The sequence below is a fragment of the Sphingopyxis macrogoltabida genome (assembly GCF_001314325.1).
GTDB classification, from domain to species: domain Bacteria; phylum Pseudomonadota; class Alphaproteobacteria; order Sphingomonadales; family Sphingomonadaceae; genus Sphingopyxis; species Sphingopyxis macrogoltabida.
The window spans coordinates 930,744-946,432 of record NZ_CP009429.1 but is presented as its reverse complement, the minus strand read 5'-3'; the positions used below and the strand labels follow the sequence as shown (position 1 = coordinate 946,432).

At 66.1% G+C, this 15,689-nt stretch carries 13 protein-coding genes; 8 read left to right on the top strand and 5 right to left on the bottom strand.

Translation table 11 applies throughout. From position 1 onward, the window contains the following. Position 1: 1 nt before the first annotated feature. From LH19_RS04565 to thrS, 3 genes are read right to left on the bottom strand one after another with little or no spacing between them, the layout of a single operon-like run. Entirely contained in the window at positions 2–682 is a 681-nt protein-coding gene (locus tag LH19_RS04565; RefSeq protein WP_054725179.1) for a helix-turn-helix domain-containing protein, read from the bottom strand. After that, positions 679–1,530 (bottom strand): metallophosphoesterase, encoded by an 852-nt coding sequence (locus LH19_RS04560; RefSeq protein ID WP_054725175.1) that lies wholly within the window; start codon positions 1,528–1,530, stop codon positions 679–681. The genes LH19_RS04565 and LH19_RS04560 overlap by 4 nt, the downstream gene beginning before the upstream one ends. Beyond that, positions 1,530–3,533: a threonine--tRNA ligase gene (thrS, locus tag LH19_RS04555; RefSeq protein ID WP_054725166.1), complete on the bottom strand. Its 2,004-nt coding sequence runs from the start codon at positions 3,531–3,533 to the stop codon at positions 1,530–1,532. The genes LH19_RS04560 and thrS overlap by 1 nt, the downstream gene beginning before the upstream one ends. A 169-nt stretch (positions 3,534–3,702) precedes the next feature. Here thrS and LH19_RS04550 point away from each other — a divergent pair, with 169 nt between their 5' ends. The 8 genes from LH19_RS04550 (at position 3,703) to LH19_RS04515 (ending at position 14,217) form a co-directional block, all read left to right on the top strand. Further along, on the top strand, positions 3,703–4,119 hold the full coding sequence (locus tag LH19_RS04550; protein WP_054725164.1) for a MerC domain-containing protein: 417 nt from the start codon (positions 3,703–3,705) through the stop codon (positions 4,117–4,119). Next, the gene (locus LH19_RS04545) at positions 4,116–4,502 is read left to right on the top strand and encodes a VOC family protein (RefSeq protein WP_054725162.1); all 387 of its coding nucleotides are present in this window, start codon (positions 4,116–4,118) and stop codon (positions 4,500–4,502) included. Before LH19_RS04550 ends, LH19_RS04545 begins: the two co-directional genes overlap by 4 nt. A 177-nt stretch (positions 4,503–4,679) precedes the next feature. Then, positions 4,680–5,480 carry an undecaprenyl-diphosphate phosphatase gene (locus LH19_RS04540; protein ID WP_054725159.1) on the top strand — a complete coding sequence of 267 codons (801 nt, stop codon included), beginning with the start codon at positions 4,680–4,682 and terminating at the stop codon, positions 5,478–5,480. 157 nt (positions 5,481–5,637) lie between these two features. Next, a complete protein-coding gene (locus LH19_RS04535) occupies positions 5,638–7,080 on the top strand; it encodes an NAD(P)-dependent oxidoreductase (RefSeq protein ID WP_054725156.1) in 1,443 nt (480 codons plus the stop codon). Positions 7,081–7,099: 19 nt separating this feature from the next. Beyond that, positions 7,100–8,278 (top strand): DUF2059 domain-containing protein, encoded by a 1,179-nt coding sequence (locus LH19_RS04530; RefSeq protein WP_054725153.1) that lies wholly within the window; start codon positions 7,100–7,102, stop codon positions 8,276–8,278. Between the two features lie 65 nt (positions 8,279–8,343). Then, positions 8,344–12,873 carry a glutamate synthase large subunit gene (gene gltB, locus LH19_RS04525; protein ID WP_054725150.1) on the top strand — a complete coding sequence of 1,510 codons (4,530 nt, stop codon included), beginning with the start codon at positions 8,344–8,346 and terminating at the stop codon, positions 12,871–12,873. Positions 12,874–13,016: 143 nt separating this feature from the next. Beyond that, complete coding sequence (locus LH19_RS04520) at positions 13,017–13,460, top strand: hypothetical protein (protein WP_234716080.1); 444 nt, start codon at positions 13,017–13,019, stop codon at positions 13,458–13,460. A gap of 85 nt (positions 13,461–13,545) precedes the next feature. Further along, entirely contained in the window at positions 13,546–14,217 is a 672-nt protein-coding gene (locus tag LH19_RS04515; protein ID WP_054588640.1) for a glutathione S-transferase family protein, read from the top strand. 126 nt (positions 14,218–14,343) lie between these two features. Here the strand turns inward: LH19_RS04515 and LH19_RS04510 are convergent, their stop codons facing one another. After that, positions 14,344–14,937, bottom strand: coding sequence for a YdeI/OmpD-associated family protein (locus LH19_RS04510; RefSeq protein ID WP_054725147.1), 594 nt, complete (start codon positions 14,935–14,937; stop codon positions 14,344–14,346). Beyond that, positions 14,934–15,659, bottom strand: a complete 726-nt coding sequence (gene ubiG, locus LH19_RS04505; protein WP_201258418.1) for a bifunctional 2-polyprenyl-6-hydroxyphenol methylase/3-demethylubiquinol 3-O-methyltransferase UbiG — start codon at positions 15,657–15,659, stop codon at positions 14,934–14,936. Before ubiG ends, LH19_RS04510 begins: the two co-directional genes overlap by 4 nt. Between the last annotated feature and the right edge of the window lie 30 nt (positions 15,660–15,689).

The window sequence follows — 15,689 nt, the reverse complement described above, 5'->3', positions numbered from 1 at the left end:
CCTAGGCTTGAACGGACTTTGCCCGGAACCGAACCGGCGGCATGCCGGTCATCGCGGCCACCGACCGCGCGAGATGCGCCTGATCGGCGAAGCCCTGGTCGGCGGCGAGCGCGGCGAGACTGCCGCGCCAACCGGCAAGCGCCAGCAACGCGCGCCGGGTCCGCGCCTCGAGCCGGAAGCGCTTCGGCGTGACGCCATAGGCGCGCATGAAACCGCGGCTGACCGACGCCGGGTCGAGCCCCACCCCGTCCGCCCAGTCCGCAAGCGCGATATCGGGATCGTCCGCGAGCGCTGCGGCGAGCAGGTCGGGCCAGTCGCGTTGCAGGGCGGCACCGGGCCGAAAATGATCGCGCACATAATCGGCGGCCGCGGCAGCGTCGCGTTCGGCAAAGCGCGCTGCAGCGTCGGGATCGTCGATATGCCCGGCGCCCGGGACCATATCGGGGGCCATCGGCAGGTTGAGCACCCGCGCCCCGCCAATGCCGAACAGGTCGCGATGCGCGGTCCAGTCACCATGGATGACCACCGTTCCCGCAGCGGCGGCAACCCGCCCCTGATCGCCGGCTTCCTCATAGCCGCCGCCCAGCACCAGCGCGACATAAGCACGCGCGTGGCGATGGCGCGGCAGGCGTTCCCGCGCCCTATGCCGGGCGATTTCGGCGATTTGGGGCAAAGCGCTCATTCCTTTCCGCTCGGACCCACGGTGACGAGCCATATATCGGGCGGCGTCAGATAACGAAGCGGGACGATACTCGTTCCCAGCCCCGCGCCGACGAAGACGCGCTGTTTTCCGTCGACCATGTCGCCGCAGGCGAAGCGGTCGCCGTAGCGCGAGACATAGCTGATCGCACCGACGACAGGAAAGCGAATCTGGCCGCAATGGGTATGCCCGGCGAAGACGGCGGCGACCGGCCGCGGCAAGTCGGGAACGATGTCGGGGCTGTGGGTCAGCAGCAGTGGCACGCCCGGCCCGAGCCGGTCCATCGCGGCAAAGGTTGCGGCAATATCGTCGTGCCCCGAAAAATCGTCGTCGACCCCGCCGACGATCAGCGGGCCGCGCCTGATCGCTTCGTTCTGAAGCACGCGAAGCCCAAGCTTCTCCATCTCGCCGCGCAGCGCGTCGGGCTTGAACCAATGATCGTGATTGCCCGGCGCGACGACGACGCCGAGCGGCGCGCGCAGGCCTGCGAGCGGCGCGACGACCTGGCCCGCCGTATAGATATGGGTCGCGGTACGCTTTTCACTGACGAGATCGCCCGCGATCAGCACGAGGTCGGGCTTCAGCCGGTTGAGCTCGCCGACGATCCGTTCCAGCCGTTCGGGCGGCATGTCGGGCCCCGCGACGTGAATATCGGATAGCAGGAGCAGCCGCAGCGGAGGTTGCCCAGCCGGCCAGCCGGCGACCCCGACGGTGGCGGTCCGTATGACCGGATCGCGCGTCGCGTTCCAATAGCCTTTGGCGAGCAGCGCCGCGCCGAGCAGCGCCAGCAGCGCGACCCAGCGCCGCCACCGCCGGCGCGACTTTGTCATCAATGCCTGAGGTCGGGCGGGGTCGCTTCGCCCTTCAGCAGCGCGATCGCTTCGGCGAGCGGCATGATCCGCTGGCCGTCCTGGCCGAGAGTGCGGATCGCAACCGTCCCCTCCTCGGCCTCGCGCTTGCCGACGACGAGCAGGTACGGAACCTTTTGCAGGCTGTGCTCGCGCACCTTGTAATTGATCTTCTCGTTGCGCAGGTCGGTCTCGACGCGGATGCCGGCGGCGGCGAGCTGTTCGGCGGCGCCCTTCGCATAATCGTCGGCATCGCTGACGATCGTCGCGACCACCGCCTGCACCGGCGCGAGCCAGGTCGGGAAGCGGCCGGCGAAATGCTCGATCAGGATGCCGATGAAGCGCTCGTAAGTGCCGAGGATTGCGCGGTGGAGCATCACCGGGCGATGGCGTTCGCCGTCTTCGCCGACATAAGAGGCATCGAGGCGTTCGGGCATCACGCGGTCGGACTGGATCGTCCCGCACTGCCAGGTGCGGCCGATCGCGTCGGTCAGGTGAAATTCGAGCTTCGGCGCATAGAAGGCGCCCTCGCCCGGCAATTCCTCCCAACCATAATCCTCGTTTGCCATCCCGGCGCGCGCGACGGCTTCGCGAAGTTCGGCCTCGGCCTTGTCCCACATCTCTTCGGTGCCGAAGCGCTTTTCGGGCCGCAGCGCCAGCTTCACCGCATATTTCTCGAAGCCGAGATCGCGGTAAACGCGGTCGAGCAGTTCGCAAAAGGTCCGCACCTCCTCGACGATCTGGTCCTCACGGCAAAAGATATGGCCGTCGTCCTGCGTGAACTGACGGACGCGCAGGATGCCGTGCAGCGCGCCATGCGGCTCGTTGCGGTGGCAGCAGCCCATTTCCGCCATGCGCAGCGGCAGGTCGCGGTACGACTTGATCCCCTGACGGAAGATCAGGACGTGCGCCGGGCAATTCATCGGCTTCAGCGCCATCCACTCGGCGTCGTCGGAGATGATCGGACCGTCATCCTCCGTGTTCGGGATTTCGTCGGGGATGACGAACATATTCTCGCGATATTTGCCCCAGTGACCCGACTGCTCCCACTGGCGCGCGTCCATCACCTGCGGGGTCTTGACCTCGACATAGCCGCCGCCGTCGATCGCGCGGCGCATGAACGCCTCGAGCTCGCGATAGATGCGATAGCCCTTCGGGTGCCAGAAGAGGCTGCCGTGCGCCTCTTCCTGCAGGTGGAAGAGGTCCATCTCGCGGCCGATCTTGCGATGGTCGCGCTTCGCGGCCTCTTCGAGCCGGACGAGATGCTCGGCGAGCTGCTTTTTGTTGAGCCAACCGGTGCCATAGATACGGCTGAGCTGGGCATTTTTCTGATCGCCGCGCCAATAGGCGCCCGACACGCGCGTCAGCTTGAACGCCGCGGGGTCGAGCTTGCCGGTCGAGGCCAGATGTGGCCCGCGGCACATGTCCATCCAGCCGTCGCCGCTGCGATAGACGGTGAGCTCCTCGCCCTGCGGCAGTTCGGAGGCCCATTCGGCCTTGAAGGTCTCGCCCTCGGCCTGCCACTTGGCGATCAGCTTGTCGCGCTCCCACACTTCCCTTGTCAAAGGAAGGTCGGCAGCGATGATGCGGCGCATCTCCTCTTCGATCAGCGGCAGTTCGTCGTCGCGGAAGGCGCCATGGTCGGCGGTCGGTGCGAAGTCGTAATAGAAGCCGTCGCCCGTCGAGGGGCCGAAGGTGATCTGCGTGCCCGGAAACAGGTTTTGCACCGCCTCCGCCAGCACATGCGCATAGTCGTGGCGCACGAGTTCGAGCGCGTCGGCCTCGTCGCGGCTCGTCACCAGCGCAAGGTTGGTATCCTCCTCCAGCGGACGCATGATGTCGCGCAGTTCGCCGTCGATCTTTGCGGCGAGCGCGGCCTTCGCGAGGCCGGGGCCGATGTCCGCCGCAATCTGCGCCGGAGTAGTCCCGCGCACGACTTCTCGGGCAGAGCCATCGGGAAGGGTGACACGGATCATCTGGGACATCGAAAAATCGGCCTTTCTGGCGGTTGGACGGCACCGGTAAAAAGGCGCCAAAACTGCGCCCCTTTGCCAGCATGCGATATGGGCGGCAAGGGGCGGATTCACAATCGCCCTTGCAATGATACATTGTATCATTATCTCGCACGCGAACCCCTCCCGCGAAAGACATCCCATGTGCTTCCCCGCCGCGCGCCCGCGTCTTGCCGACCTGACGGGAATCCTCCTGTCGCTGACCTGCCTGATCCACTGTCTCGCGCTGCCGCTGATCATCCTGCTGGCCCCGGCGCTCAGCCGCTGGATCGCGCTGCCCGAAGGGGTGCATGCCGCGATATTGCTGCTCGCCGTCCCCGCGGCGCTGGTCGCGATGCACGACGGCTGGAAACGGCACCGGCACATCGGCCCGGGCCTCGCGGCCGCGATGGGGCTCGGCCTGCTTGCGGCCGGGCTCGCGGCGCACGAGGGATGGATCGCGGCCGCCGATCCTGCGGCGGGCGACCGGCTGCTCACCTCACTCGGCGCGCTCGGCTTGGCTGGTGCGCATCTCGCCAACTGGCGGCTGCGCCATCGCGGCGCTAGGCTTGCGGCATGACCGACGCGCCGCCCCACCATATCGCCGCGATCCTGCCGTGCAGCGATCTCGATGCGAGCACCGCCTTTTACGAACAGCTCGGCCTGTCGGTCGTCGGCGACCACGGCAGCTACCGGCTGCTCGCAGACGGCAAGGGCTGGCAGTTGCACCTGACGAACGAGGCGCCCGAGGGCTGGTTGATTCCCGGACAGAATCCGTTCGGGCTCTATCTCTATACCGACCGCGTCGCGGAGCTTGCCGAGCGGATGCGCGATATCATCCTCGAACGCGAGAAGGCGCCGACGCACAAGCCGTGGGGCATGTACGAATTCGTCCTCTCCGATCCCGACCAGACGCTGATCCGGGTCGGCTGGCCGAGCCGGCTGGTCAGCCCGCCGAAATAGCGGCTGGAAAAATCGGGCCTGCCTGCGTAGGTCGGTATGCGAATAGGGCGCCCGGCATCGGCCGGACGCCCTTTCGCATATGACCGACCATCGCCATCGCAGGATTCCCATGACCCGCACCGATCTGCTTCCCCGCCCCGCCCCGGCCGCGCGCCACGAACTACGGGGTGACGCACGATGAGCATCTGGCTGACCGCGATCATCCTCGGCATCGTCGAGGGGCTGACCGAATTCCTTCCCGTCTCGTCGACGGGCCATCTGATCCTCGCGACCGAATTGCTCGGCTATGACGCGTCGCGCTGGGCGATCTTCAACATCGCGATCCAGCCGGGCGCGATCCTGGCGATCGTCGTGCTCTACCGGAAGCTGTTCTGGGACATGTTCACCGGCTTTTTTCGCCGCGATCCCGTCGCCATCGCCTTTGTCCGCAACCTCCTCCTCGCCTTTTTCCCGGCCGTCATCCTCGGGCTGGCTTTCGGCGACTATATCGAACTGCTGCTTGAAAACGCCGTGGTCGTCGCCTGGGCGCTGATCATCGGCGGTTTCGCGATCCTGCTCGTCGAACGCTTTGCCAAGACGAAGGATGTCGGCGGGGTCGCGAACATGTCTACCCGTCAGTCGATTCTGGTCGGCCTTGTCCAGTGCATCGCGATGATCCCGGGGGTCAGCCGGTCGGGCGCAACGATCCTCGGCGCCATGTCGTTCGGGGTGGACCGCAAGACTGCCGCCGAGTTCAGCTTTTTCCTTGCGCTGCCGACGCTGAGCGGTGCGACGGCGTTGCAGCTTTTCAAGCACCGCGATGCGATCACCTCGAACGATCTCGGGCTGATCGGGCTCGGCGCCTTCGTCTCGTTCATCGTCGCGTGGGTGGTGATCAAGGCCTTCCTCGCGGTGGTCACCCGTTATGGCTTCGCTCCCTTCGCCTGGTACCGAATCATCGTTGGCGCCGCCGCGCTGGTGTGGCTCACCATGAGATAGGGCCGATATTTTACTATTTGCGAAAGATAGTTGCGCAGGGAACAAAATTCGGTCGCTGGACCCTGAATTAATGTCAGTAATACTGTCCTAATCGACATAAATGTCGTGACAGCCCCGGTCCGGCCATGCATTTGCCCCGCAACGAAGGGGAAACTGCATGGCTGCCGATCGCATGCTCCGGTTTGTGGAGCGTGAACAATCCTATCCGGACAAGCGCTCCGCCGAAGACCGCGCGCAAGACTTTCGCGAGATCGCCGAACGCTACGCCGCGCCCGACGCCGACGCGCAGGCGGCGCGCTGTTCGCAGTGCGGCGTGCCCTATTGCTCGGTCCACTGCCCGCTGCACAACCATATCCCCGACTGGCTGCGCCTGACCGCGGAAGGCCGGCTGCGCGAAGCCTATGAACTCAGCAACGCGACCTCGACGATGCCCGAGATCTGCGGCCGCATCTGCCCGCAGGACCGGCTTTGCGAAGGCAATTGCGTCATCGAATTCTCGGGCCATGGCGCGGTGACGATCGGCAGCGTCGAGAAATATATCACCGACACCGCCTGGGCCGAAGGCTGGGTCGAGCCGCTGCATGTCCGCGCCGCGACCGGCCAGTCGGTCGGGATCATCGGCGCCGGCCCCGCCGGGCTGACCGCCGCCGAATATCTGCGCGCCGAAGGGCACGAGGTGCATGTCTATGACCGGCACGACCGCGCCGGCGGGCTGCTGACCTATGGCATCCCCGGCTTCAAGCTGGAGAAGGACGTGGTGATGCGCCGCATCGAGCGGCTCGAACAGGGCGGCATCCACTTCCACCTCGGCTTCGACGTCGGCAGCGAAGCGACGCTCGACGCGCTGCGCCAGAAGCATGACGCGATCCTCGTCGCGACCGGCGTTTACAAAGCCCGCGAGATCAATGTCGCGGGCAATGGCGCCGACGGCGTGATCGCCGCGCTCGACTATCTTATTGCTTCGAACCGCAAGGGCTTCGGCGATGCGGTGCCGGCGTTCGACGACGGCAGCCTCGATGCCAAGGGCAAGCATGTCGTCGTCATCGGCGGCGGCGACACCGCGATGGATTGCGTCCGCACCGCCGTCCGCCAGGGCGCCAAGTCGGTCAAATGCCTTTATCGCCGCGACCGCGAGAATATGCCGGGATCGCAGCGCGAAGTGTCGAACGCCGAGGAGGAGGGCGTCGAGTTCGTCTGGCTCTCCGCCCCCGAAAGCTTCACCGCCGACAAGAAGGTCAAGGAAGTCGCGGTCGCGGGGATGCGCCTCGGCGCGCCCGATGCGAGCGGCCGCCGCAGCCCCGAGGTCGACCCCGGCCGCAAGTTCGACCTGCCCGCCGACATGGTGATCAAGGCGCTGGGCTTCGATCCCGAGGAACTACCACACCTGTTCGGTGCGCCCGACCTCAGCGTCACCCGCTGGGGCACGCTGCGCGTCGATCACCAGACGATGATGACCAGCCTGCCCGGCGTTTTCGCCGCCGGCGACATCGTGCGCGGCGCCAGCCTGGTCGTCTGGGGCATCCGCGACGGCCGCGACGTCAGCGAACAGATGTCGAAATGGTTGAAAGCGAAAGCGAAAAGCGAAAAGAAGGCAGCATGACCAACAGGGAAGGAAATTCATGATGCCGAAGTTCAAGACGATGCTGCTCGCCGGCACGATCGCGCTGCTGCCGCTGGCCGCGCCCGCCCATGCCGCACCCGAGGAAGCGCCCGCCGCCGAGGTGGTCGTCGATGCGAGCCAGGACAGCGCCGATGTCGACAGCGAAGCCTATGCCGCTGAATCCAAGGCGAAGATGGAACGCGAGATGGATGCGGCGATCGCGATCGTCGAAAAAATGTTCGACACCAGCGACCTGCCGCCGGTCGAACCCGCACGCCTGACGCTCGCGCAGACGACGATGGGGGCGCTGATCCCTTCGGGCAGTCTCGAGCGGATGATGGACAATCTCTACGGCAAGATGTTCAAGACCATCATGGGCGAGATGGGCGGCGAGTCCGACCTGATGATCTCGATCAAGACCGGGGTCGAGAGCGAGAAGATCGCCGCACTCGACGAAGCGACCAAGGGCAAGATCGCCGATGTGTTCGACCCGAACCGCCAGGAACGCGAAGACCAGATCAACAAGGTGATCAAGCCGCTGATCAGCGAAGTTCTCGCCGACATGGAACCGCCGATGCGCGCCGGCATGGCCAAGGCCTATGCGCGCAAATTCTCGGCCGCGCAGCTCACCGAACTCAACGCCTTCCTCGCAACCCCGACCGGCACCGCCTATGGCAGCGACTGGATGGCGCTGCAGGCCGATCCCGAAGTGATGCTGGCGGTGATCAAGGCGATGCCGCCGCTGATCAGCAAGTTCATCGACCGCGCGCCGCAGATCGAGAAGGACATGAAGGAGCTGCCCAAGGAAAAGCAGCTCGCCGACCTGAGCGATGCCGAATTGTCGAAGCTGGCCAAGCTGATGAAGGTCGACGTCAAGACGCTGAAAGAACAGCGCGACATGTGGAAGACCGACACGATGGAGGCCACAGACGCGGTCGCGGCAGACGATTATGCCGTCGATGCGGCCGCCGACGCCGCCGCGGACGATTATGCCGTGGATGCGGCATCGGATGCTGCGACCGCAGCCGCAGCGGCGGCTGACGCTGCGGTCGAAGACCCCGCTTACGACCGCAGCAACTGGTCGGCCGCCGACCTGAAGCGCGTCGAGGATCTCGAAACCGCGTATGAAAATGCGTCGATCGCGGTGCAGCAAGCCGCCGACGAAGCGGTCGAGAACGCCCGCAAGAAGAAGAAATAGCATCGCTGCTGCCGTCATCCCGGTGCCCGCCGGGATGGCGGTAAGAACGAAATCAGGACTGCAACATGACCCATTACCCCACCCCCGACCATGCGCGCCTTGCCGAGACCGGCATGTATCGCCCCGACATGGAATCCGATGCCTGCGGCGTCGGTCTGGTTGCGGCGACCGACGGCAAGGCCTCGCGCCGCGTCGTCGAGGCGGCGATCGAGGCGCTGCGCGCGGTGTGGCACCGCGGCGCGGTCGACGCCGACGGCAAGACCGGGGATGGGGCGGGAATCCATGTCGACCTGCCGGTGCGCTTCTTCGACGACGCCATCGCAGCGTCGGGGCACAAGGTGCGCCCGAACCGCCTCGCCGTCGGCATGGTGTTCCTGCCGCGCACCGACCTTGGCGCGCAGGAAGAATGCCGGACGATCGTCGAGGCCGAGATCATCGACGCGGGCTTCACCATCTATGGCTGGCGTCAGGTACCCGTCGACGTGTCGGTAATCGGCGACAAGGCGCAGCGCACGCGCCCCGAGATCGAGCAGATCATGATCGCCGGACCGCTGCCCGACGAACAGTCGGTCGCCGAATTCGAAAAGCAGCTTTATCTCGTCCGCCGCCGGATCGAGAAAAAGGTGATCGCGGCGCAGATCGCCGACTTTTACATCTGCAGCCTGTCGGCGCGCTCGATCATCTACAAGGGCCTGTTCCTCGCCGAGAGTCTGGGCGATTTCTATCCCGACCTGATGAACAAGCTGTTCGAGAGCCGGGTGGCGATCTTCCACCAGCGCTATTCGACCAACACCTTCCCGCAATGGTGGCTGGCCCAGCCGTTCCGCTGCCTCGCCCATAATGGCGAGATCAACACGATCCGCGGCAACAAGAACTGGATGAAGAGCCACGAGATCAAGATGGCGAGCCTAGCGTTCGGCGAGCATTCGGAAGACATCAAGCCGGTGATCCCGGCGGGCGCGTCGGACACCGCCGCGCTCGACGCGGTGTTCGAGGCGCTGTGCCGCGCCGGCCGCGATGCACCGACCGCGAAGCTGATCCTCGTCCCCGAGGCGTGGACCAACGAGTGCGACGTGCCCGACAACCACCGCGCGATGTACAGCTATCTCGCCAGCGTGATGGAGCCGTGGGACGGCCCCGCAGCGCTCGCGATGACCGACGGCCGCTGGGCGGTTGCGGGGATGGACCGCAACGCGCTGCGTCCGCTGCGCTACACGCTGACCGCCGACAATCTGCTCGTCGTCGGCTCCGAAAGCGGCATGGTGCTGCTGCCCGAGGCGAGCATCCGCAAGAAGGGCCGCCTCGGCCCCGGCCAGATGATCGCGGTCGACCTCGACGACGGCGCACTTTACGAAGACCGCGCGATCAAGGATCTGATCGCCGACGCGCAGGATTATCCCGCCCGCGTCAAGGGTTTCCGCACGATGGCCGACCTGCCGAAGGGCGGCAAGTCGAGCCTGCCGACCTTCGACCGCGCCGAACTGCTCCGCCGCCAGGTCGCCGCCGGGCTGACGATGGAGGATATGGAGCTCATCCTCTCGCCCATGGTCGAGGATGCCAAGGAAGCCGTCGGATCGATGGGCGACGACACGCCGCTCGCGGTCATTTCGGACAAGCCGCGCCACGTCGCGCAATTCTTCCGCCAGAATTTCAGCCAGGTCACCAACCCGCCGATCGACAGCTTGCGCGAACGGCATGTGATGAGCCTGAAGACGCGTTTCGCGAACCTTGCCAACATCCTCGACGAAAAGGGGCAGAGCGACCACGTCCTCGCGATCGATTCGCCCGTGCTCGTCGGCGACGACTGGGACCGGCTGCGTGCCTATTTCGGCGATGCGGTCGCCGATATCGACTGTACTTTCGCGGCCGGCGGCGATGCCGCGACGCTGCGCGAAGCGATCGCCCGCGTCCGCCGCGAGGCCGAGGACGCGGTGCGCGCCGGGCGTAGCGAGCTGTTCCTGACCGATCAGGCGATCGGCGACAAGCGCGTCGGCATGGCGATGGTGCTCGCTGCCGCCGCGGTCCACACGCATCTCGTCCGCAAGGGGCTGCGCAGCTATGCCTCGATCAACGTCCGCTCGGCCGAGGTGCTCGACACCCATGCCTTTGCCGTCCTGATCGGCGTCGGCGCGACGACCGTTCACGCCTATCTGACCGAAGCGGCGATCGCCGACCGCCATGCCCGCGGACTATTCGGCCGCGAACTGTCGCTGGGCGATTGTCATCTGCGGTTCCGCAAGGCGATCGACGACGGCCTGCTAAAGATCCTCGCCAAGATGGGGATCGCGGTGATCTCCAGCTATCGCGGCGGTTATAATTTCGAAGCCGTCGGCCTTTCGCGCGCGCTGGTCAACGACCTGTTCCCCGGCATGCCGGCGAAAATCTCCGGCGAAGGCTATCAGTCGCTGTTCATCAACGCGGTCGAGAAGCACGAGGCGGCGTTCGACACCCGCGTCACCACCCTGCCCATCGGCGGTTTCTATCGTCAGCGCGCCGGCGGTGAGGCGCATGCCTATTCGGCGCAGTTGATGCACCTGCTCCAGACCGCGGTCGCGACCGACAGCTATTCGACCTATCTGCAATTCTCGCGCGGGGTCGCCGACCTGCCGCCGATCTATCTGCGCGACCTGGTGGAGTTCAACTATCCGGCGCAGGGCGTCGCATTGGATAGCGTCGAGGCGATCACCGAAATCCGCAAGCGCTTCGTCACCCCGGGCATGTCGCTGGGCGCGCTGTCTCCGGAGGCGCACGAGACGCTGGCGATCGCGATGAACCGCATCGGCGCCAAGGCGGTGTCCGGCGAAGGCGGCGAAGCGAGCGAGCGCTATCAGCCCTATGCCAATGGCGACAACGCCAACAGCAACATCAAGCAGATCGCGAGCGGCCGCTTCGGCGTCACCGCCGAATATCTCGGCGCGTGCGACGAGATCGAGATCAAGGTCGCACAGGGCGCCAAGCCCGGCGAAGGCGGCCAGCTTCCGGGCTTCAAGGTAACCGAATTCATCGCCCGGCTGCGTCATGCGACGCCCGGCGTCACGCTGATTTCGCCGCCGCCGCACCACGACATCTATTCGATCGAGGATCTGGCACAGCTCATCTACGACCTGAAGCAGATCAACCCGAAGGCGCGCGTCTGCGTCAAGCTCGTCAGCTCGGCGGGCATCGGGACGGTCGCGGCGGGCGTCGCGAAAGCGCATGCCGACGTCATCCTCGTCGCCGGCAACACCGGCGGCACCGGCGCATCGCCCCAGACCAGCGTCAAATATGCCGGCACGCCGTGGGAAATGGGGCTGTCCGAAGTCAACCAGGTCCTCACCCTCAATGGCCTGCGTCACCGCATCCGCCTGCGCACCGACGGCGGCCTCAAGACCGGGCGCGACATCGTCATCGCGGCCATATTGGGAGCCGAGGAATATGGCATCGGGACGCTGAGCCTCGTCGCGATGGGCTGCATCATGGTGCGCCAGTGCCACAGCAACACCTGCCCGGTCGGCGTCTGCACGCAGGACGAAAAGCTGCGCCAGAAGTTCACCGGCTCGCCCGAGAAGGTGATCAATCTGATGACCTTCATCGCCGAGGAAGTGCGTGAAATTCTGGCAAAACTCGGCTGCCGCAGCCTCGACGAGGTCATCGGCCGTACCGAATTGCTGCGTCAGGTCAGCCGCGGCGCCGAACATCTCGACGACCTCGACCTCAACCCGATCCTCGCCAAGGTCGACGCGCCCGACGAGGAACGCCGCTCGCAGGGACCGAGCTTCCGCAACCCGGTGCCCGACAGCCTCGACGCGCAGATATTGAACGACGCGAAGCCGCTGTTCGAACGCGGCGAGCGCATGCAGCTCACCTACAACGTCCGCAACACGCACCGTGCGGTCGGCACTCGCCTGTCGGCCGAGGTCACCGCACGTTTCGGGATGAAGGGGCTCGCCGACAATCATGTGCAGGTCCGCCTGCGCGGCACCGCGGGCCAGTCGCTCGGCGCCTTCCTGTGCCAGGGCGTGACGCTCGAAGTCTTCGGCGATGCCAACGACTATGTCGGCAAGGGCCTGTCGGGCGGCCGCATCGTCGTGCGTCCGACCGTGTCGAGCCCGCTGGTCAGCCAGCACAACAGCATCGTCGGCAACACCGTCCTCTATGGCGCGACCGCGGGCACCCTGCTCGCGGCGGGTCAGGCGGGCGAGCGCTTCGCGGTGCGCAACTCGGGCGCGCGCGTCGTCGTCGAGGGCTGCGGCGCCAACGGCTGCGAATATATGACCGGCGGCACCGCGGTCATCCTCGGCCCCGTCGGGTCGAACTTCGGCGCCGGAATGACCGGCGGCATGGCCTTCGTGCTCGACAGCGACGACAGCTTCGAGCGGCATGCGAACGGCGAGTCGATCGTCTGGCAGCGGCTTGCGAGCAGCCATTGGGAAAGCGAACTGAAGGCGCTGGTCGAAGATCATGCCAAGGCCACCGGCAGCAAATGGTCGGACGAGATCCTTGCCGACTGGGAGCGCTGGAAGGGCCGTTTCTGGCAGGTTTGCCCGAAGGAAATGATCAGCCGCCTGACCCATTCGCTGAACGAGGAAGAGATTGAGGTGGTCGCGGCGGAATAACCGGCCGCTTCCCTGACAAGGAGCCTGTCGCAGCCTTGCCGCATTTCGTCGCATGGCCGATCGACGTTCAGCGCAGCGAAAGCGTCGGGTTTCTAGAAGGCGCGGCATTGCTGGAACCTGCGTCCTTCGAAAGGATGAAGCCGATGACCCGCCCGACGTTGCGTATTGCCCTTGCCGCCCTTCCCCTGCTCGCGCTTGCGGCGCCGATGCCTGCCGCCGCCGGACAGATGAACGATACCGTCGCGACGCTGAACGACCCGGTCGCGCAGGATCGCATGGCCGATACCGTCACTGCGCTGGTCGGCGCGCTGATGAAGCTCAACGTCGGCCCGCTGGCCGAGGCTGTCGCACGCGTCGATCCGACCTCGGATGCGGCCTATATCCCGCCCGACGCGACGCTCGGCGAAGTCGCGGGGCAGGACGATCCCTATTACGCCGAACGCCTCGGCGACGATGTCCGCGCCACGACGCGCATGGCGGGGCACGCCGCCTCGGCGCTCGCAGCCTATGCGCCCGTTCTCAAGAGCATGGCGCGCGACATGGCGGCGCAGTGGGAACGCGAACGCGACGCCGCGCGGCAGCGCTGACGCCATCCACAGCTTTGGCAGCGAGGTGACTTTCCGCACGCCATAGGCGTTGCGCGGAACGCCTCGCTGCCGCTATGCCAAGCTTATGTGGCAACTCTATCAATTCCCGCTCTGTCCCTTTTCGCGCAAGGTCCGCCTGCTGCTCGGCGAAAAGGGCGTCGGTTATGAACTGGTACGCGAATCGCCGTGGGAACGGCGCGACGAGTTCATCGACCTGAATCCGGCGGGGCGGACCCCGGTGATGGTCGACGGCGGTCGCGGGCAGGTGCTGATCGACAGCAACGCGATCGCCGAATATTTCGAGGAAACCGTCGAAGGCAAGGCGATGATCAACGGCACCGCGGCGCAGCGCGCCGAGATCCGCCGCCTCGTCGCCTGGTTCGACCAGGATTTCTTCTATGAAGTCACCGGCCCGCTGCTGTTCGAGCGGATGCAGAAGCGCATCGTCCACCGCCAGCCCCCCGACGGCGGCGCCCTGCGCGAAGCGATGAAGGCGGCGAACAACCATCTCGACTATGTCGACTATCTGATCGACCACCGCACCTGGCTCGCCGGCGCGACGATGACACTCGCCGACCTGACCGCGGCGGCGCATATTTCGGTCGCCGACTATCTGGGCGGCATCGACTGGACCGGGCACGAACAGACGAAGGGCTGGTATTCGGGACTGAAATCCCGCCCCTCCTTTCGCCCCCTGCTGGCGGAACGGATGGAAATCGTGACGCCGCCGAAATATTACGAAGATGTGGATTTTTGACGCGCCACGGAATGCGAAGCGTTCCGAAGCGTCAACCCCCGCGCAGGCGGGGGTCGTTGGAGGCCTTGTTCTCCACCGCTGCATAAACCGATAGCGGCCCCCGCCTTCGCGGGGGCGACGTCCTGCTCAACAACCCTTGTATTTCCAGTTCCGGTCCTTGCCCTCGGCAACCTGCGCGACGATCGTCTCGATGCGTTTGACGCGCGTTTCCTCGCGCTTTGCCTCGAGCACCCACTCGATATAATCGCGGCGCTTGCCGGGCGAAAAGGCATCCCAATGCCCTTGCGCCGCGGCATCGGCCTTTAATGCCGCGCCCAGATCCTCCGGCAGGTCGAGCGCGGCTTTCGTCTTCGGCGCCGGCCGCTTGGGCTTGCCCTCGGCGCAGAGCGCCGCGGCTTTCCCGATCCACGCCGCCATCACCTTGTCGCCGGGCAGATCGGCGAGCGACGCCAGCCGCCCCATGCTGCCCATTGCGCCGGTGTCGCGCGGCGACCCCGTCACCTCTTCGTCGCGCCAGAAGCCGAAGGTCGCATGTTCCTTGAACGCCGCCATGCCGGCCAGATTCTGCCCGTTCAGCACGAAATGCGGCACGCCCCATTTCAGCGTCTCTTCGGCGCCCGGCGCATGCTTGTGCACCAGTTCGCGCAAATGGTTGAGGATCGGCTGCGCGAACGGCTGGCGCTTCGCGATATATTCGTCGACGCGCGGGTCGCGGTTCACCCCGCGTGCCTCGCCGCAACAAGATAGTTGAGTGCCTCGCTGCCGCCGAGCTTGAAGCCTTTTGCCGGCGACGGCGACAGGCCGGTGCGGTCGATAACTTCGAGCCCGGCGCCTTCGAGCAGCGACGTCAGTTCGTCAGGCCTCAGGAACTGGTCCCAATCGTGCGTACCGCGCGGCACCGCGCCGACGCGCTCGGCCGCCTCGACGAGGAGCAGCTTCGACAGCATCGTGCGGTTCGGCGTCGACAGGATCATCAGCCCGCCGGGCGCGAGCCGCGCCGCGAGCTCGCCGATGAAGGCGGCGGGATCGGTGACATGCTCGACGACCTCCATCGAGGTAACGAGGTCGAACATCGCGGGCGGCAGCGCGGCGAGTTCACCGGCATGATAGTGGATCGACAGCCCCTGCCCCGCCGCATGCTCACGCGCCGCCGCGATATTCTCGGGCGCCGCATCGACGCCCGTGACGTTCGCGCCCATCCGCGCGAGCGGCTCGGCGAGCAGTCCGGCGCCGCAGCCGACGTCGATCGCGGTGCGCCCGGCCAGCGGATGGCGCTCGCGCGCATCGACATGCCAATGCGCGTCGATCCGGTCACGGATATACGACAGGCGCACGGGATTGAGCTTGTGAAGCATCGCCGACGATCCGTGCGGGTCCCACCAGTCGGCGGCGAGCGCCCCGAAATGGGCGGCTTCGTGCGGGTTGATCGTCGCGGCGGTCATGCCCGCGATGTGGCACTATGGCTTCGTCCG

Coding starts and splice junctions, on each gene's coding strand:
- LH19_RS04565 (WP_054725179.1), bottom strand. CDS start 682: ATGAGCGCTTTGCCCCAAATCGCCGAAATCGCCCGGCATAGGGCGCGG.
- LH19_RS04560 (WP_054725175.1), bottom strand. CDS start 1,530: ATGACAAAGTCGCGCCGGCGGTGGCGGCGCTGGGTCGCGCTGCTGGCG.
- thrS (WP_054725166.1), bottom strand. CDS start 3,533: ATGTCCCAGATGATCCGTGTCACCCTTCCCGATGGCTCTGCCCGAGAA.
- LH19_RS04550 (WP_054725164.1), top strand. CDS start 3,703: ATGTGCTTCCCCGCCGCGCGCCCGCGTCTTGCCGACCTGACGGGAATC.
- LH19_RS04545 (WP_054725162.1), top strand. CDS start 4,116: ATGACCGACGCGCCGCCCCACCATATCGCCGCGATCCTGCCGTGCAGC.
- LH19_RS04540 (WP_054725159.1), top strand. CDS start 4,680: ATGAGCATCTGGCTGACCGCGATCATCCTCGGCATCGTCGAGGGGCTG.
- LH19_RS04535 (WP_054725156.1), top strand. CDS start 5,638: ATGGCTGCCGATCGCATGCTCCGGTTTGTGGAGCGTGAACAATCCTAT.
- LH19_RS04530 (WP_054725153.1), top strand. CDS start 7,100: ATGATGCCGAAGTTCAAGACGATGCTGCTCGCCGGCACGATCGCGCTG.
- gltB (WP_054725150.1), top strand. CDS start 8,344: ATGACCCATTACCCCACCCCCGACCATGCGCGCCTTGCCGAGACCGGC.
- LH19_RS04520 (WP_234716080.1), top strand. CDS start 13,017: ATGACCCGCCCGACGTTGCGTATTGCCCTTGCCGCCCTTCCCCTGCTC.
- LH19_RS04515 (WP_054588640.1), top strand. CDS start 13,546: ATGTGGCAACTCTATCAATTCCCGCTCTGTCCCTTTTCGCGCAAGGTC.
- ubiG (WP_201258418.1), bottom strand. CDS start 15,659: ATGACCGCCGCGACGATCAACCCGCACGAAGCCGCCCATTTCGGGGCG.